This is a genomic window from Streptomyces sp. NPDC021012 (assembly GCF_044333355.1).
Taxonomy (GTDB): Bacteria; Actinomycetota; Actinomycetes; order Streptomycetales; family Streptomycetaceae; genus Streptomyces.
Map to the genome: position 1 here is coordinate 56,863 of NZ_JBIRQU010000017.1, position 21,753 is coordinate 78,615.

Consider the following 21,753-nt stretch of genomic DNA (forward strand, 5'->3'; position numbering starts at 1 on the left):
AACGTTCGGCACGAAGACTCACGCCCCCCGCCGAAGGTTGCCCCCGACCTGCCGCCCACACAAAAAACCCCGACCCCGCACGAAGGGCCGGTACGGGGGATCTCCCCCCGCACCGGCCCTTCGCCCTGGAGCCCCCTGTCGGGTTCGAACCGACGACCCCCGCTTTACAAGAGCGGTGCTCTGGCCAGCTGAGCTAAGGAGGCAGCGAGTGCAGTGTAACCAACCCGGCCCCGGCGACGGTCGGAAATCTCGTGGGGCCGTGAGTGCTGACAGATCGGGCACCGGCGGGTAGCGTCACTTGCGGTTCACCCAGGTGGACTAGACCTCAATCCTTCCTTTACTCGGATCGTCCGGCACGTTCCTGCCGGTGAAGGGACGCATCACCATGGCTTCCGTCACGTTCGACAAGGCCACCCGGATCTACCCGGGTGCCACCAAGCCCTCCGTGGACCAGCTCGACATCGAGATCGCGGACGGCGAGTTCCTCGTCCTCGTCGGCCCCTCCGGCTGCGGCAAGTCGACCTCCCTGCGCATGCTCGCGGGTCTCGAGGACGTCAACGCCGGCGCGATCCGGATCGGCGACCGCGACGTCACGCACCTGCCGCCGAAGGACCGGGACATCGCGATGGTGTTCCAGAACTACGCGCTGTACCCGCACATGACCGTCGCCGACAACATGGGCTTCGCGCTCAAGATCGCCGGCGTGAACAAGTCGGAGATCCGCGCCAAGGTCGAGGAGGCCGCGAAGATCCTCGACCTCACCGAGTACCTGGACCGCAAGCCGAAGGCGCTCTCCGGCGGCCAGCGCCAGCGTGTCGCGATGGGCCGCGCCATCGTCCGCGAGCCGCAGGTCTTCCTCATGGACGAGCCGCTGTCGAACCTCGACGCCAAGCTCCGCGTCTCCACCCGTACGCAGATCGCCGGTCTGCAGCGCCGCCTCGGCATCACCACGGTCTACGTCACGCACGACCAGACCGAGGCCCTCACGATGGGCGACCGCGTCGCCGTCCTCAAGGACGGTCTGCTCCAGCAGGTCGACTCGCCGCGCAACATGTACGACAAGCCCGCCAACCTCTTCGTCGCCGGCTTCATCGGCTCCCCCGCCATGAACCTGGTCGAGGTCCCGATCACCGACGGCGGCGTGAAGTTCGGCAACAGCGTCGTCCCGGTCACCCGTGACGCCATCGCCGCCGCCTCCGCCGCCGGCGACACCACCGTGACCGTCGGCGTCCGCCCCGAGCACTTCGACGTGCAGAGCGCGACCTCCAAGGACGGCCTGGCCGTGACGGTCAACGTCGTCGAGGAGCTCGGCTCGGACGGCTTCGTGTACGGCACCACCCGCGTCGGCGGCGAGGAGAAGGAGCTCGTGGTCCGCGTCGGCGGCCGCGACGTGCCCGCCAAGGGCTCCACGCTGCACGTCGTGCCGCGCGCCGACGAGCTGCACGTCTTCTCGACCTCCACGGGCGCCCGCCTCAGCGACTGAAGCGACCGAAGCGACTCAAGCGGCGAAGTGACCGAGGCGACCTCGACCGCCTCCGCGCGCTGCCGAACGGCCCCCCGTCCCTTGCGGACGGGGGGCCGTTCGCGTACACCGGCGGTTTGAACGGGCCAACCCCGAAAAACCCCGGCATTCCGGCCCCCATCCGCACCCCCGCGTCAACACGGGATTCGAAAAGCCGCCTCGAACCATCCCTCGCGAGAGTGACTAAATGTCGCCATATCACTACCGGCCGCTACGCTCGCCTGCGTGACGCACACTGCCCGCCGCATCGGCCGCTCTCTCGCCCTCGTCCTGCCCGTCGTCCTGGTGCTCTCGGGAACGCTCGCGGTGTCCGCCGTTCCGTGGGCCGGCCAGGACTCCGGCACCCAGCTGACGGCGTCCTCCACGGACGTCTCCACCCGGGCCAAGTCCCGTGCCCCGCAGGATATTCTCCGCGACCAGCTCCTCGCAGAGCTTCAGGAGAAGGACCCCGGCATCGCCCTCACGCACCTCCAGCGCGAGGTGGAGAACCGGCCCTCCCTCGCCAAGCACTGCTTCTCCATCGCCCGCGCCCTCGGCCGCGCCGCCGTCGAGCACTACGGCCCCTCGCGCGCCCAGTCCTTCTCGCGCCCGGTCTGCGACACCTCGTACGCGACCGGCGTGATGCGCGCGAGCTGAGCGTCATCACGCACACCGGACATACGGGGCGCCTATCGTTCCCCGTATGCACACCACTCCGACGCAGGCCGTGGTCCTGGCGGGCGGCCAGGGCACACGGCTCCGCCCGTACACCGACGACCGCCCCAAGCCGATGGTCGAGATCCCGGGCACCGGGACCCCGATCATCGGCCATCAGCTGTCCTGGCTGGCCGCCGAGGGCGTGACCGACGCCGTCGTCTCCTGCGGCCACCTCGCCGAGGTCCTCCAGGAGTGGCTGTCCTCCGCGGACCTCCCGCTCAAGGTGACGACGGTCGTCGAGACCGAGCCCCTCGGGCGCGGCGGCGGCCTCAAGTACGCCGCCGGCCATCTGCCCGCCCCGGACCAGCCCTGGTACGCCACCAACGGCGACATCTGGACCCGCTTCTCGCTGCGCGAGATGGCCGCCTTCCACACCGAGCGGGACGCCCTCGCGACGCTCGCCCTGGCCCGCCCCCGGATCCCGTGGGGCGCCGTCGAGACCGACACCTTCGGGAACATCACCGACTTCATCGAGGCGCCGCCGTCGCCGTTCCTGATCAACGCGGGCGTGTACGTCTTCGCCGCGGCCTTCACGGAGCTCCTCCCCGACCTCGGCGACCACGAGCGGACCACCTTCCCCCGTCTCGCCCGCGAACGGCGCCTGGCGGGCTTCCCGCTGCCCCACGGCGCGTACTGGAGGGCCATCGACACCGCCAAGGACCTGACGGAGGCCGCCAAGGAGCTGGCCGCGCAGAAGTCCTGACGGAAAGGCACGGGAAAAGGGCGGCACCTCCGGATGAGGTGCCGCCCTTCCCGCTCGTGCTTCCCGCTCGTGTACGTCAGCCCAGCAGGCCGCCGATCGGGTTCTGCGCGCCGCCCGTCGTCGAGCCGCCCTCCGACGGGGTGCTGCCGGTGCCGCCGGTCGAGCCGCCGCTCGACGTGCCGCCGCTGGTGCTCGGCGTGTCGCTCGTGGACGGCGGGGGCGCCGGCTTCGACTGCTGCGTGGGCGTACGGCTGCTGCCGGCGCCGGTGCTCGTGCCCTGGGTGGCGGTCGGGCGCCGCTCCTGCGTCCGGGGGGCCTCGCGGGTCGTCTCGGTGGGCCGGGTGGCCTCCTGGGTCTTCTCCTCGCGCGCGGGGGCCTTGGTGGTCGCGGCGGGCTCGGGCGCGGTGGAGGCGGCCTTCGAGGGGGCGCGGCGCGTCGGCTCCTGCGGGAGCGGCTGGCCGGGGAGGTGGTTGATCGGGTCGTCGTTGGGGCCGGGGACGGTGACCATCTCGGTGGAGCGGACGGCGCCGCCGAGGACGGAGCCGACGAGGAGGGTGAGGCCGACGACGACGGCGGCGAGGAGGGTGCTGCGGCGGGTGACGCGGCGGCGGAGGTCCCAGAGTTCGGCGCGGGGGCCGAGGGTGCGCCAGGCCTCGCCGGCGAGGCGGCCGTCGAGGGAGTAGACGGGGGCGCCGGCGATGATCAGCGGGGACCAGGCGGCCAGGTAGATGATGTCGGCCGAGTCGTAGACCGGGACGGTCTTCCAGCTGACGGTCAGGAGCAGGGCGGCGGAGAGCAGGCCGCCGACGACGGCGGCGACGCGCTGCCAGAGTCCGAGGACGGTGAGGACGCCGACGACGACCTGGAGGAAGGCGACGGTCAGTCCGGCGCCGACGGGGTGCTGGAGGGCGAAGTCCCGCAGGGGCTCGGCGAGGGCCCAGGGGTGGAGGGAGTTGAGCCACTTCACCATGGAGCCGCGCTCGCCGCCGTCGAAGTAGACGGGGTCGCAGAGCTTGCCCATGCCCGCGTAGATGGAGATGAAGCCGAGGAAGACGCGGAGCGGGAGGAGCACGACGCCGAGGTTCATCCGGCGGCCGGGGTAGTAGGCGTGCCGGACGTCGTCCCCGTGGCGCTGCGCGGTCCTGCCGTGCGGCGCTTCGTCCGCGTACGGCTCGACGGGCTCGGGCCCGAGCTCGTACAGCTCGTCGTAGGCGCCCTCGGCGCGGCGCATCGGCGGCAGCAGGGGACCGGCCTCGGCGGGCACCACGGGGGTGGGCATGGTGGTGTCGACGCGCGGGATGGCCTGGGTGTCGCCGACGCCGTGGCCGCCGTGTCCGACGGGTTCGAGCGTGGAGACGGAGGACTCGCGCACGGCCTGGAGGAGACCGGTGGCGCCCGGCGCGGACTTCCCCGTCCACACGACGGGACGGCGGCGCGCGCCGCCCGCGCCCACTCCGGACAGGGCGGCGGCACGGGCCGCGAACTTCGGCTGCGGGGCCGGCGCGAGCCGCACACGGAAGCTGGCGTGGTTCACGATCACCTGGGCGGGATCGGAATCCACCTTGACCATGCTCAGCGCCGGCTGATCGTCGAACCCCGGCCGGGGCGTTCTGGTGTCCACACTCATCTAACCGAGTGATGTGCGGTTAGGACACTGCCTTGACGGTTGCCAAATGTCCGAGGCCCGTCAAGATCACGGCCGGGGCGCGTCCCTCGTTCGGGTCAGCCCATGCGGCGGCGGGCCGCCTCGTAGAGGACGACACCGGCGGCGACACCGGCGTTGAGCGACTCGGCGCCGCCCGGCATCGGGATGCGGACGAGGAAGTCGCAGGTCTCGCCGACGAGCCGGCCGAGACCCTTGCCCTCGGAGCCGACGACGATGACGACCGGGCCGGCGAGCGCCTCCAGGTCCTGCACCTCGTGCGTGCCCTCGGCGGCGAGGCCGACGACGGCGATGCCGGCCTTCTTGTACTCCTGCAGGGCGCGGGTCAGGTTGGTGACGCGGGCGACCGGGGTGCGCGCGGCGGTGCCGGCGGAGGTCTTCCAGGCACCGGCGGTCATGCCGGCGGCGCGGCGCTCGGGGATGACCACGCCGTGGCCGCCGAAGGCGGAGACGGAGCGGACGATCGCGCCGAGGTTGCGCGGGTCGGTGACGCCGTCGAGGGCGACGATCAGCGGGTCCTCGCCGGCGTCGTACGCGTCGGCGGTGAGGTCCTCGGGGTGCGCGTACTCGTACGGCGGGACCTGGAGGACCAGGCCCTGGTGGTTCAGCCCGTTGGTCATGCGGTCGAGCTCGGGGCGCGGGGCTTCCATCAGGTTGATGTTGCCGCGCGCGCCGGCGAGCTGGAGGGCCTCGCGCACGCGCTCGTCGTTGTCGATGAACTGCTGGACGTACAGCGTGGTGGCGGGCACGCCGTCGCGGAGCGCCTCGAAGACCGGGTTGCGGCCGACGACCATCTCGCTGGTGCCCTTGGGGCCGCCGCGGCGGGGCGCGGGGCGGCGCTTGGCCGCGTTCCGCGCCATCGCGTTGGAGACGCGGTACGCCTTGTGGCCCTTGCGGTCCTCGGCCTTGGGGGTCGGGCCCTTGCCTTCGAGGCCCTTGCGCCGCTGGCCACCGCTGCCGACCGTCGCACCCTTCTTGTTGGACGTGCGACGGTTCCTGCGCTGGCTGTTCCCGGCCATGACTACCTAATCCTCGGTGTTGCGTACGTAGGTCTGTAACTGAAGTGTGCCGCCCGGAGGCCCGAGCGGCACGTCTTCTAACGGTTGCCCAGCGTCCAGCGGGGTCCGTCGGGGCTGTCCTCGATGGCGAGGCCGGACTGGTTGAGCTGGTCGCGGATCGCGTCCGCGGTCGCCCAGTCCTTGCGCTCGCGCGCCGATTCGCGCTGCTGGAGCACGAGGCGCACGAGGGTGTCGACGGCGCCGTGGAGCTCCTCGCCGCCACCGCTCTCCTCGGCCCAGTGCGGGTCGAGGGGGTCCAGGCCGAGGACACCGAGCATGGCACGGACCTCGGCGAGGCGGGCGATGGCCTCTTCCTTGTCGTCCGCGGCCAGCGCGCTGTTGCCCTGGCGGACGGTGGTGTGGATGATCGCCAGCGCGTGCGGCACGCCCAGGTCGTCGTCCATGGCCTCGGCGAAGGCCGGCGGCACCTCGGCGGCGGGGGCGACGGTCGTCCCGGCCTTCTCGGTGGCGCGCTGGACGAAGCCCTCGATGCGGGCGAAGGCCGACTCGGCCTCGCGCAGGGACTCCTCGCTGTACTCGATCATCGAGCGGTAGTGCGGGGTGCCCAGGTAGTAGCGCAGGACGATGGGGCGCCAGTTCTTCACCATCTCGGACACCAGCACGCTGTTGCCGAGCGACTTCGACATCTTCTCGCCGCTCATGGTGACCCAGGCGTTGTGCACCCAGTACGAGGCGAAGTCGTCGCCGAAGGCCTTGGCCTGGGCGATCTCGTTCTCGTGGTGCGGGAAGATCAGGTCGAGGCCGCCGCCGTGGATGTCGAAGGCGGAGCCCAGGTACTTGTGGGCCATGGCCGAGCACTCCAGGTGCCAGCCGGGGCGGCCGCGGCCCCACGGGGTCTCCCAGTCGGGCTCGCCCGGCTTGGTCGCCTTCCACATCGCGAAGTCGCGCGGGTCGCGCTTGCCGGTGATGCCCTCCTCGGAGGGCTGGCGGAGGTCGTCGATGTCCTGGTTGGACAGCTCCAGGTAGCCCGGGAAGGAGCGCACGTCGAAGTAGACGCTGCCGTCCGCCTCGTAGGCGTGGCCGCGCTCGATCAGACCCCGCATCATCTCGATCATCTCGGGCACGTGACCGGTGGCGCGGGGCTCGTAGGTCGGCGGGAGGCAGCCGAGCGCCTCGTAACCGGCGTTGAACGCGCGCTCGTTCTCGTAGCCGATGGACCACCAGGGGCGGCCCTGCTCGGCGCCCTTCCTGATGATCTTGTCGTCGATGTCCGTGACGTTGCGGATGAACGTGACGTCGTAGCCGCGGTAGGCGAACCAGCGGCGCATGATGTCGAAGTTCAGCCCCGACCGGATGTGGCCGATGTGCGGGGCCGCCTGGACGGTGGCACCACAGAGGTAGATCGAGACGCAGCCCGGCGTGAGCGGGGTGAAGTCACGGATCTGCCGGGCGCTGGTGTCGTACAGGCGAATAGTCACCACTCCAGGGTAGTGGGCGTGTGGTAGTGCCCCGCGACCGATTCCCGGCGACGGGGCACGTTTTTCACTACTCCTGATGCGATACGGGGTAGACGAGGGCGGTCGCGAGGGCGGCGAGGCCCTCGGCGCGGCCCGTGAGGCCGAGTCCGTCCGTGGTGGTGCCGGAGACGGAGACGGGCGCTCCGGCCGCCTCGCTCAGCGCCTTCTGGGCCTCGTCGCGGCGCTTGCCGACCTTGGGGCGGACGCCGACGACCTGCACGGCGATGTTGCCGATCTCGTACCCCTCGGCGCGGACGATCCGGGCGGCCTCGGCGAGCAGGGTGACGCCGGAGGCACCGGACCACTCGGGGCGCGAGGTGCCGAAGTGGGCGCCGAGGTCGCCGATGCCGGCGGCGGAGAACAGCGCGTCGCAGGCGGCGTGGGCGGCGACGTCACCATCGGAGTGCCCGGCGAGCCCGTACTCCTCGCCCTCCCAGAGGAGGCCGGCGCACCAGAGTTCGCGGCCCTTCTCGAAGGCGTGGACGTCGGTCCCGATGCCGGTACGGGGGATCAGGGGCGGCTCAGAAGCCATCGTTGGCCCTCCTGCGGGCGAGTACGGCCTCGGCGAGGACGAGGTCGAGGGGGCGGGTCACCTTGAAGGCCTCTTCGTGGCCGGGCACGACGACGACGGGCGCGCCGAGCCGCTCGACCATGCCGGCGTCGTCGGTGGCGCCCTCGCCGGTGAGGGCGATCGTGGCGTGGGCGTTGACCAGGGTGTCGTGGTCGAAGCCCTGCGGGGTCTGGACGGCGCGGAGGCGGGCGCGGACCGGGGTGGCGACGACCTGCTCGGGGTCGCCGGGCTTCTCGGCCGGCTCGACCTCCTTGACGGTGTCGGCGACGGGCAGCGCGGGGACGACGGCGACGGCCCCGTCCCGTACGGCCTCGATGACGGCGTCCACGGTGTCGACGGGGACCAGGGGGCGGGCCGCGTCGTGGACGAGGACGGTGGTGACGCCCTCGGGGAGCGCCTTCAGGCCGAGGTGGACGGACTCCTGGCGGGTGTCGCCGCCGGCGACGACGAGGTAGTCGGTCCGCTCGGGGAGGGCGTGGTCGTCGAGGAGGTGCTTGACCTCGGCGACGCCGTCGGAGGGGGCGACCACGACGACGAGCGAGACCGCGCGGGAGGCGGCCATCGCGCGGACGGCGTGGATGAGCATGGGGGTGCCGTTCAGCGCGCGGAGCGCCTTGGGGGCGCCCGGGCCGAGGCGTACGCCCCGTCCTGCGGCCGGGATCACCACGGCGGTACGACGGGGACGCGCTTCGTCTGACATCGGTTGCACTCCGGCAGGTTTGTTTCCGCGGCCGACATGGGTATGGCCTCACCGTGCCGGACGCTCCGCCTTGACCGGGCCCTTTCCGTGACGACGGTCGAGGCGTGGCCGCGTGGGCACAGGTGTTCGGCGTGTGGGGTGGAGAGAAGGTTCAGGGGGTGCGGGTTACTTCGGCGGTGTGGTCACGCGGCGAGCCGCATGCGCCCGTACCGCATGTGTCGCCCCTACCGCGTACGTGAATATGCCGCAGCGCCCGACGGCAGCACTGTGTGGATCACAGCACGCCAGCGGGCACCGCGGCATCGCTTCACTTGGAGACGTGGCTCAGGACGCGAGGACCTCGTCGAGGAGGGCCTCGGCCTTGTCCTCGTTCGTGTTCTCCGCGAGGGCCAGCTCGCTCACCAGGATCTGGCGAGCCTTGGCGAGCATGCGCTTCTCACCTGCGGAGAGTCCGCGCTCGCGCTCACGACGCCACAGGTCGCGCACCACTTCGGCGACCTTGATGACATCGCCGGAGGCGAGCTTCTCGAGATTTGCCTTGTAGCGACGGGACCAGTTCGTCGGCTCTTCGGCGTACGGCGCGCGCAGCACCTCGAAGACCCGGTCCAGCCCGTCCTGACCGACCACGTCGCGAACACCGACGAACTCCGCATTGTCCGCCGGCACACGAACCGTCAGGTCGCCCTGCGCGACCTTGAGCACCAAGTAGGTCTTGTCCACGCCTTTGATCTGGCGAGTTTCGATGGCCTCGATCAGCGCGGCCCCGTGATGGGGATAGACCACGGTGTCGCCAACCTTGAACGTCATGTGACAGGTACCCCTTCCGTGGCTATCCAGGGTAACACGGATTCAGCTTCTTCTGAATGGCGTTTTCGCAGGTCAGGGCATATCTCGGGGCTTGACAAGGGTCACACGAACGTGCTGCGGAGGGCTTCCGGAAGGCGGTATTCGCAGGTCGGAGCGGCTGCATCGACGGAGAGAAACGCGCACGTTACACATACCAGGGAGCCCCTGAGCGAGGCTCGATGCCCCGTTTTGTCCGGTTCGGAGCGGGCCTCTCACCCTACTCCGTTCGAGGATCGTCCACCCGTACGGATGCACACCGGAGTGATTCCCGAAATTGATCAATGGACATCAACCGACACCGGTGCGGGATTTTCCGCGGGGGCGGCCGCGGGGAATGCGGGGCCGCCCCCGAATTGATCAAGGCGGTTATGTGAACAACAGGTCAATGGGTCGTGATCCAGCCAACCGGACGGGCACGCGGCCGACGCGGGAGAACCGACGGGAGGAAGGGCCGCGGGCCCGTCCCGGACACCCCGGCGGCGGCTCCGCGGACGGCTGTGACCGGTTAGGGGCGGGTCGGGTGCGGGACGCGGAGTGAGGCTCGGTAACCTAAGCGCGCTGACACACCTTTAGCTGTCCCTTAGTTCCCACGCCTGTCCGTACGTCCTAGGAGATGCCGCCGCCGTGAGCCGCAGCCTTCGACGCGGCGCCCTCGCCGCCACCGCCATCGTGTTCTCCGTCGCCGCGCTGTCCGCCTGTGGAGCCGGCAACGACGCGCAGACCCTCCAGGTCCGGCCGGACAACGCCGCCGTCACCGTGGACGACGTCAAGATCCAGAACGCGCTGGTCATCACCCAGCCCGAGCCCGGCGTCAAGGGCCCGGCCGCCGTCTCGGCCACCGTCTTCAACAACGGCCGCCTGCCGCAGACCCTCGACTCGATCAGCCTGCCGGGCCTGCGCGCCGCGGTGGTGCTGAAGGCCGCCGGGGGCACGGGCCCGATCGTCGTCCCGGCCCACGGCTCCGTCGTCATCGGCGGCGAGGGCAACGCCTCCGCCCTCGTCCTGAACGGCTCCGAGGCCGCCCGTGACGGCGACGCGCAGAAGGTCGTCTTCAAGCTCAGCAAGACCGGCGACGTCGGCCTGAACGCCTTCGTCGTCCCGGCGAAGAGCTACTTCGAGGCGTACGGCCCGAGCGCCGTCCCGGCCCTCCCGCAGACGGCGCCGACCGCCTCGGCGACCACCTCGCCGAGCGCCTCCGCGACGCCCTCGGGCGAGGCCTCGCACGCCGCCGAGACCCCGGCCTCGGGCGAGCCGACGACCGCCGGCCACTGACGGCGGACAGACACGCGCGAAGGGGCGCCCCCGTTCGGGGGCGCCCCTTCGCGCGTACGTACGAACCGATGGCGGCTCTTTACGGCCAGGCCTCGGCCTACGGCTCTTTACGGCTCGAACTTGTACCCGAGGCCCCGGACCGTCACCAGGTACCGCGGCGCGCCCGGATCGGGCTCGATCTTGGCGCGGAGGCGCTTGACGTGGACGTCGAGGGTCTTGGTGTCGCCGACGTAGTCCGCGCCCCAGACCCGGTCGATGAGCTGCATGCGGGTCAGGACGCGGCCCGCGTTGCGCAGGAGCATCTCCAGGAGGTCGAACTCCTTGAGGGGGAGGTCGACCTTGCCGCCGGCGACCGTGACCACGTGGCGGTCGACGTCCATGCGGACCGGGCCGGCCTCCAGGGCCGCCGGGGTGACCTCCTCCGGCTCCCCGCGGCGGCGCAGCACCGCGCGGATGCGGGCGACGAGCTCCCGCGAGGAGAAGGGCTTGGTCACGTAGTCGTCGGCTCCTATCTCCAGGCCGACGACCTTGTCGATCTCGCTGTCCTTGGCGGTCACCATGATCACCGGGACGTTCGAGCGGCCGCGCAGCTGGCGGCACACCTCGGTGCCGGGCAGACCCGGAAGCATCAGGTCGAGGAGGACGAGGTCGGCTCCGTTGCGCTCGAACTCGTCGAGGCCGTCGGGCCCGGTCGCCGCCACGGCGACCTCGAAGCCCTCCTTGCGGAGCATGTACGACAGGGCGTCGCTGAAGGATTCCTCATCCTCGACGACGAGCACTCGGGTCACGGAAGGACCTCCGGGGCGGGAAGCGGTTCGGTCAGTAGATCGGGGGTGGGAGGCGAGGCGGGCCGGCGGTCCCGTACGGCGCCCGCCTCGGGCAGCCGCAGGGTGAAGGTGGAGCCCTGGCCCTCGGTGCTCCAGACGGTGACCTCCCCGCCGTGCGAGGCGGCCACGTGCTTGACGATGGCCAGGCCGAGCCCCGTACCGCCGGTGGCACGGGAGCGGGCCGGGTCGACGCGGTAGAAGCGCTCGAAGACGCGCTCCTTGTCCTTGTCGGGGATGCCGATGCCCTGGTCGGTGACGGCTATCTCGATCACGTCGCCGGCGGGCGCGGTGACACGGCGGGCGGCGATGCCCACCCGCGTGTGCGCCGGTGAGTAGTTCACGGCGTTCTCGACGAGGTTGCCGAGGGCCGCGGCGAGCTGGCCCCGGCTGCCCCATACGTACAGGTCGGGCGCTCCGCCGGAGACCATGGTGATCTGCTTCTTGGAGGCGGGCTGGCGGGAGCGGTCGATCGCCTCGGCGACGAGCTGGTCCACGGAGACCGGCTCGGAGTCCTCCAGCGGGTCGTCGTTCTGCACGCGGGAGAGGTCGATGAGCTCCTGTACGAGGTTGGTGAGGCGGGTCGCCTCGATCTGCATCCGGCCGGCGAAGCGGGTGACCGCCTCGGGGTCGTCCGAGGCGTCCATGACCGCCTCGGAGAGCAGGGAGAGCGCGCCGACGGGAGTCTTGAGCTCATGGCTCACGTTGGCGACGAAGTCGCGCCGCACCGCCTCGATGCGCCGGGCCTCGGTGAGGTCCTCGACCAGGAGCAGCACGAGCCGCGAGCCCAGCGGGGCGACCCGGGCGGAGACGGCGAGGGCCTCGCCGCGTCCGGTGCCGCGCCGCGCCAGGTCGAGCTCCACCTGTCGTATCTCTCCGTCGCGACGGGTGTCGCGGGCCATGTTGAGCATGGGTTCGACGGCCAGCTTGCCGCCGCGGACCAGGCCGAGCGCGTACGCCGCCGAGCTGGCCTTCACCACGGAGTCGCTCTCGTCGAGGACGACCGCGGAGGAGCGCAGCACGGACAGCACGGTGTCGACGCCGGGCGGGAGCACGGCGTCGGTGTGCAGTGAGGTACGGGTCGGTCGCGCCTGGTCGCGTTCGCTCCAGCGGAACGCCAGCATGGCGATCACGCCGGTGCACACGCCGGCGATCGCTGCCAATGCGGCGACCGCCGCGTTCACGTCCATGGCTCCAGGTTATGCGGGGTCGCGGACAGTCTCCCAGCCGTCCGAGTGGCTGCTCGAACAGTCGTCGCCCAGAGTTCACCGTGGAGATGCGGGTGGTTCATTTGATCCGGAGACCGGGGTGGCGTGCGTCGCCCAGAGTTCACCTGGGGGAAAGTACTGATTCACATCAGGGGGTGGAACCCGACGCACAGGGGGCCGAAGGTGGGAGCGTGGGGGTCCGAGCCTCACCCGGACCCCGGAGTTTTGCGTAGAGAGGGACATCCATGCGGGACGCGTACCACGAGGAACTGGACTCGATCGGCGAGGGCCTGGTCGAGATGGCCCGGCTCGTCGGGTCGGCGATCGGGCGCGCCACGACGGCGATGCTCGACGCGGACCTCAAGCTCGCGGAGAGCGTGATCGCCGCGGACCAGAAGGTCGACGACCTCCAGCACGACCTGGAGGCGCGGGCCATAGCGCTGCTCGCCCGGCAGCAGCCGGTGGCGACGGACCTGCGGATCGTGGTGACCTCGCTGCGGATGAGCGCCGACCTGGAGCGCTCCGGCGACCTGGCGCAGCACGTGGCGAAGCTGGCGCGGCTGCGGTTCCCGGACACGGCGGTGCCGCGGGACCTGCACGCCACGATCCTGGAGATGGGGCAGCTGGCGCAGCGCCTGATGGCGAAGGCGGCGGAGGTCATCATCACGAAGGACGTCGACCTGGCGCTCCAGCTGGAGCAGGACGACGACGAGATGGACCTGCTGCACCGGACGCTCTTCCAGCACCTGATGGACGACCGCTGGAAGCACGGCATCGAGACGGCCGTGGACGTGACGCTCCTCGGCCGCTACTACGAGCGCTTCGCGGACCACGCGGTGTCGGTGGCCAAGCGCGTCGTCTACCTGGTGACGGGCGAGCACGCGGACGAGCTGCAGGCGGCGGACGCGCCGGTGGAGGGCGCGTAGGCGCACGGGCTCCGATGCGCCGTTGATGCGCCGGTCCGAGTGGGCATGCAATGGGGGGAGGCGACGCACGCCTCGAAAGGGAGGGACCCCCATGGCCGAATCCCCCATGACGACCGAATCCGGGACGGAGGCGCCGCGCGAGGCGGTGTTCCTGCCGGTGCTCGGTGCCTGCGGCTGCGGCTCGGGCTGCGGCTGCGGCTGCCAGTCCGGCTCCCCGTGCCAGTGCGGGGGCTGCTCCGGCTGACCGGTGAGAGGGGGGTGCGCACCCCGCGCCCCCCTCTCCTCTTCTTCTACGTCTTCCTATACGTCGAGCACGCCCACGACCTGACCGCCGCTGGCCTCGCCGGTCGTACGGAATCCCAGCTTGTCGTAGAAGGCGCCGGGACCGTCCTCGCCGGGCTCCCAGGTCACGTAGAACCGCTGCTCGCCGCGCCGGCGCAGCTCCTCGCGCACGGCCTCGACGGCGAAGCGCCCGTATCCCCTGCCCTGGACGTCGGCGGAGATGTTGAGGCGCCAGAGCCCGCTGCGCCGGTCGGCCGGGTCCTTCTCCTCGTTCCACGGGATGTCGAGGAAGGCCATCAGGAAGCCGACGAGCTGGTCGCCGTCGAAGATCAGCCGCGGCCAGGCCTGCTCCCCGAAGGCGTACGCCTCCGCGAGGGAGCGCACGACGGGGGCGACGTTGTGCTCCTGGTGGGGGTGGACGCGCAGTTCGAGTGCGGCGTCGACGTTGGCGGGGGTGATCTGCTCCAGGCGGAGTGCTGTGCTCATGTACCGGACAGTAACGGCCCCCGCCGATGCCCGGCTACGGCCGGAAGAACACCACCGACCGCAGCTTCAGCCGGTCGGTGGCCGGGCGGCCGTGCGGGCGGAGGATCCAGGTGTCGCCGGAGCAGTCGGGCCCCGTGAAGACGATCGCCTTCTCGTCCGTGTCGTTGTGCGGCGCGAAGGCGGGCTCGGAGGAGCTCGGGTCGGCGGCCTCGGGAATCGTGATGCACTCCCCGCTCGCCGGGTCGTCGAGCGTGCCCGTCTGCGGTTCGCCGTTGATCCCGACGAACCGGTAGTGGAAGTCGCCGGTCGCGGCGAGGGCGGGGGAGGCCAGGGTGGCGGTGAGGGCGAGTGCGCCGCAGACGGCGGCGAGGGAGTGGCGGAGACGCACGGGGATCGCTCGTTTCGATTCGATGAGGACGACCAAGGTCACCCCACCTCTAACCCCCCTCGTCCCCTCGTACGCGGCGCACGGCAGCGGGAAGGTTTCGCCCTCACCCGTTCGGCGGAGAGGACCGGGCCGGGCTACGGAGTGAAGACTTCCTCGAGCTGATGAACGGCCCCGTCGTTCCCGACCTGGTACCGGAAGACGAGCCCCGAGTCCGGGTGGGCCTTCACCCAGTCGATCAGCTCCTGCACGCCGATCCGCTGGTTCTCGGTGCTGGTGACGATCGGGTTCGTGGCGGTGACGTACGCGGCCTGGTCGAGCGCCCAGCGGCTCTCCTCACCGGCGACGACGAACGGCCCCCCGTCGGAGTCCTTCGGCGCACACCCCCAAGCCCCGTGCCGCACGACGAGGTTCACCTTCCCGGTGCTGCCGGGGAGCTCCTCGATCCGGTACAGGGCGAACTCGTCGGGGTCGACGTCGTCGGGCCCGGGCGGCGAGTCGACGCAGTCCTTGGCCTTGGCCGCGGGGGCCTTCGGCTTCGGCGCGGGCGGCGGCGTGGGTGCCGCGGTCTTCGAGGCGGCCGGCTTCTTCACGGCGGGAGCGACGGTCGGGACGGCGGTCGGCGCGGCGGTGGGGGCGGCGGTCGGCGTGCCGCCCCCGGCCGAGCCGGCCGGTCCGGGAGCGGTGGTACCGGCGGCGGGCGCACCCGGCGCGGCACCGCCGGCGGCGGCACCGCCCTGCTGACACCCGGTGAGCACGGCGGCAAGGGCACCGGCGGCGAGCGTGAGGACAACGGGTCTGAGACGGTCGGCGTTCACAGGAGAGCCCCTCTTCACGGGCGACCACCCACTCGGCCGCCCCTGCCCGGAACGTAGCAACGCCCCACCTCCGGGCACAGCTCCTCACCTGCGATGTCACACACCTGGTACCTCCCGAGGACCAGCGCGGAACAACACCGAAGCCCCTCACCGGCGGACAGACCGCGAGCGGGGGGCTCCTTCGTGGGTGAGGACTACTTCTTGCCCTGGTTCTTGACGGCCTCGATGGCGGCCGCGGCGGCCTCCGGGTCGAGGTAGGTGCCGCCGGGGTTGAGGGGCTTGAAGTTCTCGTCGAGCTCGTAGGAGAGCGGGATGCCGGTGGGGATGTTGAGGCCGGCGATGTCGGCGTCGGAGATGCCGTCGAGGTGCTTCACGAGGGCGCGGAGGCTGTTGCCGTGGGCGGCGACGAGGACGGTGCGGCCGGCGAGGAGGTCCGGGACGATGTTGTCGTACCAGTACGGGAGCATCCGCTCGACGACGTCCTTGAGGCACTCGGTCTGCGGGCGGAGCTCCGGCGGGATCGAGGCGTAGCGGGCGTCGTGGGCCTGCGAGTACTCGCTGTCGTCGGAGAGGGCCGGCGGCGGGGTGTCGTACGAGCGGCGCCACAGCATGAACTGCTCCTCGCCGAACTCGGCGAGCGTCTGGGCCTTGTCCTTGCCCTGGAGGGCGCCGTAGTGGCGCTCGTTGAGGCGCCAGGAGCGGCTGACCGGGATCCAGTGGCGGTCGGCGGACTCGAGGGCGAGCTGCGCGGTGCGGATGGCGCGCTTCTGGAGGGAGGTGTGCAGCACGTCGGGCAGCAGGCCGGCGTCCTTGAGCAGCTCGCCGCCGCGCGTCGCCTCCTTCTCGCCCTTGGCGGTGAGGTTCACGTCCACCCATCCGGTGAACAGATTCTTCTCGTTCCACTCGCTCTCGCCGTGGCGGAGGAGGATCAGCTTGTACGGTGCGTCGGCCATGCGTACGAGCCTAATCGACGGCTGACGATTGACGCGCGCCGTCAATTCGCTGGCGTCCGACGTATGAGATGCGTAAGTTACGAGGGCCGGAAGCAGGGCTTACGCACAGCAGGGGGCCGCCTCACATGTCCATCGATTCACTCAGACGATCGGCCCGCGAGACGGTCTCCGGACTCCCCCCGGGCTTCTGGTGGCTGTGGCTGTCGACCCTGGTCAACCGGACCGGTGCCTTCGTCCTGACCTTCCTCTCCCTCTACCTGACCGTGGAGCTCGGGCACTCCGCCTGGTTCGCCGGACTCGTCGTCGCCCTCCACGGCCTGGGCGGCGTCGCCGGCTCCCCGCTCGGCGGTCTGCTCACCGACCGCTGGGGCCGCCGCCCCACCATGGTCTCCATGCACCTCGCGGCCGCCGCCTGCGCCGCCGCCCTCTCCGTCGTCACCAGCGCCTGGGCCATCGCCGCCGTCGTCCTCCTCATGGGCGTCGCCATGCAGGCCGTCCGCCCCTCCATCAACGCGACCATCGCCGACATGGTCCCCGCCCACGACGTGCGCCGGGCGTACGCCCTCAACTACTGGGCCCTCAACCTGGGCTTCGCCATCGCCTCCATCGGCGGCGGCGCGGCCGCCTTCCTCGGCTACCGCACCCTCTTCGTCGTCGACGCCGTCGCCACCACGCTGTGCGCCGTCATCGTCTTCCTCCGGCTCCCCGAGACCCGGCCCGAGGCCGCCGTCGACAAGCGGGGCGAGCCGGTCGCCGAGGAGAAGGTCAGCATGGTGACCGTGCTGCGCGACGCGCCCTTCCGCACGCTCGTCCTGCTCAACCTCCTCGTCTGCCTCGTCTTCACCGCCCCGTGGATCGGCCTGCCGCTGACCATGGCCGGGCAGGGCCTCTCCCCCTCCTCGTACGGCGTCGTCATCGCCGTCAACGGCATCGTGATCGTCGGCTTCCAGCTGCTCGTCAACAAGCTGACCGACAAGCGCTCGCCGGTCCTCCTGCTGGCCCTGTCCTCCCTCCTCTTCGCCCTCGGCACCGGCGCCACCGCCCTCGCCGGCTCCCCCGTCGCCTTCGCCGCGACCGTGGTCGTCTGGACGGTCGGCGAGATGATCCACGTCCCGACGAACGCCGCCGCCACCGCCCGCCTCGCCCCCGAGCACGCCCGGGGCCGCTACCAGGGCGTCATGGGCATGTCCTGGGCCGTCGCGGGCTTCGTCGCCCCGATCGGCGCCGGCGCGATCGTCGACGGACCCGGACCCGACGTCCTGTGGGCCGCGACCACCGCGATCGGCGTCGTCGCCGCCGCCGGGTACGCCGTACGGCTCCGCAAGGCCCTCTCCGAGGAGCCGGAAGAGGCCGGAGTCGTCACCACCGGGGCCAAGGACGCCGAGTCCTCCTCCGTCAGCGCGTGACCCGCCCCCTGCCGTAGGCCGCCCACCCGGCCACGGCGAACCCCTCTCCCTCCCTGCGCACTTCGGCGGCGCCCGCCCCGCCGAAGTGCGCGGGCACGATCAGCTCCCGCTCGTCGGCGGCCCGTTCGAGGATCCGCCGGCGGCTCACCGCCGCGCCCGCCGCGTCCAGGCAGAAGCAGCTCGCGCGCGCCGGGTCCAGGATCTGCACCGGGCTGTGGAGCAGGTCGCCGACGAAGACCGCCCGATCGGTCCCGGAGGCCAGCCGCAGCACGGCCGAGCCCGGGGTGTGACCGGGCGCCGACTCCAGGACGAGGTTCTCGTCGACGCGGTACGCCCCCTCCCAGAGCGTGACCAGCCCCGCGCGGTGCACGGGCGCCACGCTGTCCTCGTAGATCAGCCGGTCCTCCTCCCGGAGGCCGCCGCCGTACGCGTTCTCCGGGCCGAAGTGGAAGTCGTCGGCGGCCGGGAGCAGATAACGGGCGTTCGGGAACGTCGGCGCCCACTCCCCTCCCGCGTCATACGTGTTCCAGCCGACGTGGTCCGCATGCAGGTGCGTGTTCACGACGACGTCGACGTCCTCGGGCCGGATGCCCGCCCGCTCCAGACGGCCGAGGAAACCGTCCTGCCGCCGGTGGAAGTGCGGCGAGTGGGGCCGCTCCCGCCCGTCGCCCACCCCGGTGTCCACCAGGACCGTCCGCCCGCCGCTGCGCAGCACCCAGGTCTGCAGCGCCATCACCGCGCTGTCGCCCTCCGGCGCCCAGTGGTCCGGCGCCAGCCACTCCTCGTTGTCCCTCCACACCTCGGCCCCGGCGTCCGGGACGAGGGTGCGGGCGGGGGCGAACGGCCCCTGCCACTCGACGACCCGGATGATCTCGACGTCCCCCAGGACGATGCTCTGTGCGCTGTCGTTGGTCATGCGATCGACGGTAGGGAGGGGATGCCGAGCCTCTCAATGCCCGATCTGCTCCTCCGGATACGCGAGAAGCTCACCTCTCCCGGCGGTACGCTCCCGGCCATGGTGGACGTGGTGAGCGACGCGATCTCGGCCGTACGGGTCGGGCGGCCCTCCTCCGACCGGGTGCGGGTCTCGGGGCGCTGGTGCGCGCGGCTCGCCCCGTACGAAGGGGCCGGCTTCCACATCGTCCTCAGGGGCAGCTGCTGGCTGCTGCCCGACGGCGGCGAACCGGTCGCGCTCGGCGCGGGCGACGCGGTGCTGCTCCCGCACGGCACCGGGCACGTCATCGCGGACGCGCCCGCCGACGCGGAGACGGTGGCGGGGGCGGTGCCCTTCGAGCGGTGGGCCCTCCGCCCGCGCTCGCCCGAGAACACCTCGCACGCCCGCGAGGTCGAGATGCTCTGCGGCAAGTACCGCCTCGACCGCAGCCACGCGCACCCGCTGCTCACGGAGCTCCCGCCGCTGGTCCACCTGCCGGGTCACGACGGCGCCCGTCCCGAGCTCCGGGCCGCCGTCGGCCTCCTGGTGGGCGAGCTGGACGGACGGCTCCCCGGGGCCTCCCTGGCGCTCCCCAGCCTGCTCGACCTGCTGTTCGTGTACATGATCCGGTCCTGGGCGGCCGAGAGCACGACCGGGGCGTGGCCGGCGGCCCTGGGCGACCCGGTGGCGGCCGCCGCGCTGCGGGCGCTGCACTCCGACCCGGCCGCGCCCTGGACGATCGACCGGCTCGCGGCGGAGGCGGGCGTCTCCCGCCCGACGCTGGCCCGCCGCTTCACCGCCCTGGTGGGCCGGCCCCCGATGGCGTACCTCACCTGGTGGCGGCTGACCCGCGCCGCCGTCCTGCTCCGGGACACCGAAGCGCCCCTGGCGGCCGTCGCCCGCCGTGTCGGCTACGCCTCGCCGTACGCCCTGTCCCACGCCTTCCGGCGCGAGTTCGGCACGACGCCGGGGAGGTACCGGAGCGGCGCCGTCAGCCCTTCTGCGTCAGGTTCTTGAAGGCGTCGAGGTTGCGGGTCGACTCGCCGCGGGAGACCCGCCATTCGTACTCGCGCCGGATCGCGGAGGCGAAGCCCAGCTCCAGGAGGGTGTTGAAGTCGCCGTCGGAGGCTTCCAGGACCGAGCCGAGGAGGCGGTCCAGTTCCTCGGGGGTGACGGCGGAGAGGGGGAGCTTGCCGGCGAGGTAGACGTCGCCGAGGGGGTCGATGGCGTAACCCACGCCGTAGAGCTTGAGGTTGCGTTCGAGGAGCCAGCGGTGGACGCCGGCCTCGTTCTCGTCGGGGTGGCGGATGACGAAGGCGTTGAGGGAGAGGGAGTGGCGGCCCACCCGGAGCGACAGGGTGGTGAACAGCTTGCGCGTGCCCGGGAGCTTCACGACGTACGAGCCGGGCTCGGGGGACTCCCAGTCCAGCTCCGCGTCGTTGAACGTGTCCTCGATGATCCGCCGAACGTCCTCAGCCATGGTGCGAGCGTACGCGACGGCGGTTCTCGCGCAGCCGGTGGTCGTGCATGGCGGCCGTGTACACGTCCGCCGTGCCCGAGGCGGCCGTGTCCCAGCCGAAGGAACCGGCATGCAGCGCCGCCGCCTCGCCCATCCGGGCCGAGAGCGACGGGTCCGCCACGAAGCGGCCGAGCGCACGGGCGTAGTCCGCCGGGTCGTGCCCCTGCACGAGGAAACCGGTCACGTCGTCCCGTACGGCCACGGGCAGGCCGCCGACCGCCGCCGCGACGACCGGGGTGCCGGCCGCCTGCGCCTCGATCGCGACCAGGCCGAAGGACTCGCTGTACGAGGGCATGACCAGGACCGACGCCGCGCGGAACCAGTCCGCCAGCTCGTCCTGGCCCACCGGCGGGTGGAAGCGCACGACGTCCGAGATCCCGAGCTTGGCGGCCAGCTTCTGCAGCTGCTCCGGCTTCGCCAGGCCGCTGCCGCTCGGGCCGCCGACCACCGGGACGATCATGCGGGTGCGGAGCGAGGGGTCCTCGTCCAGGAGCCTCGCGGCGGCGCTCAGCAGGATGTCCGGGGCCTTCAGCGGCTGTATCCGGCCGGCGAAGACCGGGATGAACGCGTCCTGCGGCAGGCCGAGGCGCGCGCGGGCCGCCGCGCGGCCGTCGGCGGGCCGGAAGCGGTCGAGGTTGACGCCCGGGTGCACGACCGCGATCTTGCCGGGGTCCGCCTCGTAGAAGCGGGCCAGCTCGTCGGCCTCCTCGGCCGTGTTCGCGATCAGCCGGTCGGCGGCGGCGACGATCTGCGTCTCGCCGATCACCCGCGCCGCGGGCTCGGGCGTGTCGCCCTCGGCGAGCGCCGCGTTCTTGACCTTCGCCATGGTGTGCATGGCGTGGACCAGGGGGACGCCCCAGCGCTCGGCGGCGAGCCAGCCGACGTGGCCGGAGAGCCAGTAGTGGGAGTGGACCAGGTCGTAGTGGCCGGGGCGGTGGCCCGCCCACGCCTGCATCACGCCGTGCGTGAAGGCGCAGAGCTGCGCCGGCAGCTCCTCCTTGGCGAGGCCCTCGTACGGACCGGCGTCCACGTGCCGCACGAGCACGCCGGGGGTGAGCTCCACGACCGGCGGGAGGCCGCCGGTGGTGGCCCGGGTGAAGATCTCCACCTCGATGTCGATGGCCGCGAGGCGCTTGGCCAGCTCGACGATGTAGACGTTCATGCCGCCCGCGTCGCCCGTGCCGGGCTGGTGCAGCGGCGAGGTGTGGACGCTGAGCATGGCCACCCGCCGGGGGGTGCGGTGCCGGCCGGGGAGCCGGAGCCTGGCCGGCGCCGGGTGCCGGTGCCGGGTACCGGCGAACCGGGACACGTACTGGCTCACGTCGGCGGTCCTTCCGCTCGGGGGCGTCGGGCATGACTGCTGGAGGGCGCGGTACGTCCTCCAGCCCGCACAACATGTCGACACCCCCTTTCATTTCCGATCACGCGTCCGTTTTGCCAAACCGTTGCCGGGCCGGGCGGCGGACGGTCGCCGGGCCGGGCGGCCCGAGGGCTCCTCCCCGT

At 71.9% G+C, this 21,753-nt stretch carries 23 protein-coding genes and 1 tRNA gene; 8 read left to right on the forward strand and 16 right to left on the reverse strand.

Annotated elements, in window-relative coordinates:
* Window positions 1-126: 126 nt before the first annotated feature.
* Window positions 127-203 (reverse strand) — tRNA-Thr (locus tag ACH4TP_RS35405).
* A gap of 182 nt (window positions 204-385) precedes the next feature.
* Here ACH4TP_RS35405 and ACH4TP_RS35410 point away from each other — a divergent pair.
* From ACH4TP_RS35410 to ACH4TP_RS35420, 3 genes are all read left to right on the forward strand, one after another.
* Window positions 386-1,483, forward strand: coding sequence for an ABC transporter ATP-binding protein (locus tag ACH4TP_RS35410; RefSeq protein WP_398440209.1), 1,098 nt, complete (start codon window positions 386-388; stop codon window positions 1,481-1,483).
* 264 nt (window positions 1,484-1,747) lie between these two features.
* Complete coding sequence (locus tag ACH4TP_RS35415) at window positions 1,748-2,158, forward strand: hypothetical protein (RefSeq protein ID WP_398192095.1); 411 nt, start codon at window positions 1,748-1,750, stop codon at window positions 2,156-2,158.
* Between the two features lie 46 nt (window positions 2,159-2,204).
* Window positions 2,205-2,921 carry an NDP-sugar synthase gene (locus ACH4TP_RS35420; RefSeq protein ID WP_389236884.1) on the forward strand — a complete coding sequence of 239 codons (717 nt, stop codon included), beginning with the start codon at window positions 2,205-2,207 and terminating at the stop codon, window positions 2,919-2,921.
* 76 nt (window positions 2,922-2,997) lie between these two features.
* On the opposite strand, the gene ACH4TP_RS35425 is transcribed toward ACH4TP_RS35420, so the two are convergent.
* The 6 genes from ACH4TP_RS35425 to ACH4TP_RS35450 all read right to left on the reverse strand — a co-directional run bounded on the left by ACH4TP_RS35425 (window position 2,998) and on the right by ACH4TP_RS35450 (window position 9,198).
* Entirely contained in the window at window positions 2,998-4,548 is a 1,551-nt protein-coding gene (locus ACH4TP_RS35425) for a DoxX family membrane protein (RefSeq protein ID WP_398440210.1), read from the reverse strand.
* Between the two features lie 95 nt (window positions 4,549-4,643).
* Window positions 4,644-5,603 (reverse strand): 23S rRNA (guanosine(2251)-2'-O)-methyltransferase RlmB, encoded by a 960-nt coding sequence (gene rlmB / locus ACH4TP_RS35430; RefSeq protein ID WP_389236888.1) that lies wholly within the window; start codon window positions 5,601-5,603, stop codon window positions 4,644-4,646.
* A gap of 77 nt (window positions 5,604-5,680) precedes the next feature.
* The gene (gene cysS / locus ACH4TP_RS35435; RefSeq protein WP_389236890.1) at window positions 5,681-7,081 is read right to left on the reverse strand and encodes a cysteine--tRNA ligase; all 1,401 of its coding nucleotides are present in this window, start codon (window positions 7,079-7,081) and stop codon (window positions 5,681-5,683) included.
* 67 nt (window positions 7,082-7,148) lie between these two features.
* On the reverse strand, window positions 7,149-7,652 hold the full coding sequence (ispF, locus tag ACH4TP_RS35440) for a 2-C-methyl-D-erythritol 2,4-cyclodiphosphate synthase (protein ID WP_398192090.1): 504 nt from the start codon (window positions 7,650-7,652) through the stop codon (window positions 7,149-7,151).
* Window positions 7,642-8,391, reverse strand: coding sequence for a 2-C-methyl-D-erythritol 4-phosphate cytidylyltransferase (gene ispD / locus ACH4TP_RS35445; RefSeq protein ID WP_389236894.1), 750 nt, complete (start codon window positions 8,389-8,391; stop codon window positions 7,642-7,644). Before ispD ends, ispF begins: the two co-directional genes overlap by 11 nt.
* 324 nt (window positions 8,392-8,715) lie before the next feature.
* Window positions 8,716-9,198, reverse strand: coding sequence for a CarD family transcriptional regulator (locus tag ACH4TP_RS35450; RefSeq protein ID WP_003953493.1), 483 nt, complete (start codon window positions 9,196-9,198; stop codon window positions 8,716-8,718).
* A gap of 663 nt (window positions 9,199-9,861) precedes the next feature.
* Here ACH4TP_RS35450 and ACH4TP_RS35455 point away from each other — a divergent pair.
* Window positions 9,862-10,509 carry a DUF461 domain-containing protein gene (locus tag ACH4TP_RS35455; protein ID WP_389236896.1) on the forward strand — a complete coding sequence of 216 codons (648 nt, stop codon included), beginning with the start codon at window positions 9,862-9,864 and terminating at the stop codon, window positions 10,507-10,509.
* 107 nt (window positions 10,510-10,616) lie between these two features.
* Here the strand turns inward: ACH4TP_RS35455 and ACH4TP_RS35460 are convergent, their stop codons facing one another.
* Together ACH4TP_RS35460 and ACH4TP_RS35465 are read right to left on the reverse strand one after the other, a co-directional pair.
* The gene (locus tag ACH4TP_RS35460) at window positions 10,617-11,297 is read right to left on the reverse strand and encodes a response regulator transcription factor (RefSeq protein ID WP_015035162.1); all 681 of its coding nucleotides are present in this window, start codon (window positions 11,295-11,297) and stop codon (window positions 10,617-10,619) included.
* Complete coding sequence (locus ACH4TP_RS35465; RefSeq protein WP_389236898.1) at window positions 11,294-12,523, reverse strand: sensor histidine kinase; 1,230 nt, start codon at window positions 12,521-12,523, stop codon at window positions 11,294-11,296. The genes ACH4TP_RS35460 and ACH4TP_RS35465 overlap by 4 nt, the downstream gene beginning before the upstream one ends.
* 263 nt (window positions 12,524-12,786) lie before the next feature.
* Between ACH4TP_RS35465 and phoU the strand changes: the two genes are divergently transcribed.
* Together phoU and ACH4TP_RS35475 are read left to right on the forward strand one after the other, a co-directional pair.
* Window positions 12,787-13,467: a phosphate signaling complex protein PhoU gene (gene phoU / locus ACH4TP_RS35470; protein ID WP_041130440.1), complete on the forward strand. Its 681-nt coding sequence runs from the start codon at window positions 12,787-12,789 to the stop codon at window positions 13,465-13,467.
* A 91-nt stretch (window positions 13,468-13,558) separates the two neighbouring features.
* Complete coding sequence (locus ACH4TP_RS35475; RefSeq protein WP_177181680.1) at window positions 13,559-13,711, forward strand: hypothetical protein; 153 nt, start codon at window positions 13,559-13,561, stop codon at window positions 13,709-13,711.
* A gap of 56 nt (window positions 13,712-13,767) precedes the next feature.
* Here ACH4TP_RS35475 and ACH4TP_RS35480 read toward each other — a convergent pair whose 3' ends face one another.
* The 4 genes from ACH4TP_RS35480 to ACH4TP_RS35495 all read right to left on the reverse strand — a co-directional run bounded on the left by ACH4TP_RS35480 (window position 13,768) and on the right by ACH4TP_RS35495 (window position 16,391).
* The gene (locus tag ACH4TP_RS35480) at window positions 13,768-14,235 is read right to left on the reverse strand and encodes a GNAT family N-acetyltransferase (RefSeq protein WP_398192085.1); all 468 of its coding nucleotides are present in this window, start codon (window positions 14,233-14,235) and stop codon (window positions 13,768-13,770) included.
* 34 nt (window positions 14,236-14,269) lie between these two features.
* The gene (locus ACH4TP_RS35485; protein ID WP_389236902.1) at window positions 14,270-14,623 is read right to left on the reverse strand and encodes a hypothetical protein; all 354 of its coding nucleotides are present in this window, start codon (window positions 14,621-14,623) and stop codon (window positions 14,270-14,272) included.
* Window positions 14,624-14,757: 134 nt separating this feature from the next.
* A complete protein-coding gene (locus ACH4TP_RS35490; RefSeq protein WP_398440211.1) occupies window positions 14,758-15,438 on the reverse strand; it encodes a hypothetical protein in 681 nt (226 codons plus the stop codon).
* A 194-nt stretch (window positions 15,439-15,632) separates the two neighbouring features.
* Entirely contained in the window at window positions 15,633-16,391 is a 759-nt protein-coding gene (locus tag ACH4TP_RS35495) for a phosphoglyceromutase (RefSeq protein WP_398192082.1), read from the reverse strand.
* A gap of 125 nt (window positions 16,392-16,516) precedes the next feature.
* Here ACH4TP_RS35495 and ACH4TP_RS35500 point away from each other — a divergent pair, with 125 nt between their 5' ends.
* Window positions 16,517-17,797, forward strand: a complete 1,281-nt coding sequence (locus tag ACH4TP_RS35500; RefSeq protein ID WP_389236926.1) for an MDR family MFS transporter — start codon at window positions 16,517-16,519, stop codon at window positions 17,795-17,797.
* Here the strand turns inward: ACH4TP_RS35500 and ACH4TP_RS35505 are convergent.
* Entirely contained in the window at window positions 17,787-18,713 is a 927-nt protein-coding gene (locus ACH4TP_RS35505) for an MBL fold metallo-hydrolase (protein ID WP_398192078.1), read from the reverse strand. The genes ACH4TP_RS35500 and ACH4TP_RS35505 overlap by 11 nt on opposite strands.
* Window positions 18,714-18,815: 102 nt before the next feature.
* Between ACH4TP_RS35505 and ACH4TP_RS35510 the strand changes: the two genes are divergently transcribed.
* Entirely contained in the window at window positions 18,816-19,748 is a 933-nt protein-coding gene (locus tag ACH4TP_RS35510; RefSeq protein WP_398440242.1) for an AraC family transcriptional regulator, read from the forward strand.
* Here the strand turns inward: ACH4TP_RS35510 and ACH4TP_RS35515 are convergent.
* Window positions 19,723-20,211, reverse strand: a complete 489-nt coding sequence (locus ACH4TP_RS35515) for a YbjN domain-containing protein (RefSeq protein WP_389236930.1) — start codon at window positions 20,209-20,211, stop codon at window positions 19,723-19,725. The genes ACH4TP_RS35510 and ACH4TP_RS35515 overlap by 26 nt on opposite strands.
* The gene (gene mshA / locus ACH4TP_RS35520) at window positions 20,204-21,571 is read right to left on the reverse strand and encodes a D-inositol-3-phosphate glycosyltransferase (protein WP_389236932.1); all 1,368 of its coding nucleotides are present in this window, start codon (window positions 21,569-21,571) and stop codon (window positions 20,204-20,206) included. The genes ACH4TP_RS35515 and mshA overlap by 8 nt, the downstream gene beginning before the upstream one ends.
* Window positions 21,572-21,753: the final 182 nt, after the last annotated feature.

Excerpts from the sequence above, each read along its gene's own strand:
- ACH4TP_RS35410 (WP_398440209.1), top strand. The coding sequence starts at position 386 with ATGGCTTCCGTCACGTTCGACAAGGCCACCCGGATCTACCCGGGTGCC.
- ACH4TP_RS35420 (WP_389236884.1), top strand. The coding sequence starts at position 2,205 with ATGCACACCACTCCGACGCAGGCCGTGGTCCTGGCGGGCGGCCAGGGC.
- ACH4TP_RS35425 (WP_398440210.1), bottom strand. The coding sequence starts at position 4,548 with ATGAGTGTGGACACCAGAACGCCCCGGCCGGGGTTCGACGATCAGCCG.
- rlmB (WP_389236888.1), bottom strand. The coding sequence starts at position 5,603 with ATGGCCGGGAACAGCCAGCGCAGGAACCGTCGCACGTCCAACAAGAAG.
- ispF (WP_398192090.1), bottom strand. The coding sequence starts at position 7,652 with ATGGCTTCTGAGCCGCCCCTGATCCCCCGTACCGGCATCGGGACCGAC.
- ispD (WP_389236894.1), bottom strand. The coding sequence starts at position 8,391 with ATGTCAGACGAAGCGCGTCCCCGTCGTACCGCCGTGGTGATCCCGGCC.
- ACH4TP_RS35450 (WP_003953493.1), bottom strand. The coding sequence starts at position 9,198 with ATGACGTTCAAGGTTGGCGACACCGTGGTCTATCCCCATCACGGGGCC.
- ACH4TP_RS35465 (WP_389236898.1), bottom strand. The coding sequence starts at position 12,523 with ATGGACGTGAACGCGGCGGTCGCCGCATTGGCAGCGATCGCCGGCGTG.
- phoU (WP_041130440.1), top strand. The coding sequence starts at position 12,787 with ATGCGGGACGCGTACCACGAGGAACTGGACTCGATCGGCGAGGGCCTG.
- ACH4TP_RS35475 (WP_177181680.1), top strand. The coding sequence starts at position 13,559 with ATGGCCGAATCCCCCATGACGACCGAATCCGGGACGGAGGCGCCGCGC.
- ACH4TP_RS35480 (WP_398192085.1), bottom strand. The coding sequence starts at position 14,235 with ATGAGCACAGCACTCCGCCTGGAGCAGATCACCCCCGCCAACGTCGAC.
- ACH4TP_RS35495 (WP_398192082.1), bottom strand. The coding sequence starts at position 16,391 with ATGGCCGACGCACCGTACAAGCTGATCCTCCTCCGCCACGGCGAGAGC.
- ACH4TP_RS35500 (WP_389236926.1), top strand. The coding sequence starts at position 16,517 with ATGTCCATCGATTCACTCAGACGATCGGCCCGCGAGACGGTCTCCGGA.
- ACH4TP_RS35505 (WP_398192078.1), bottom strand. The coding sequence starts at position 18,713 with ATGACCAACGACAGCGCACAGAGCATCGTCCTGGGGGACGTCGAGATC.
- ACH4TP_RS35515 (WP_389236930.1), bottom strand. The coding sequence starts at position 20,211 with ATGGCTGAGGACGTTCGGCGGATCATCGAGGACACGTTCAACGACGCG.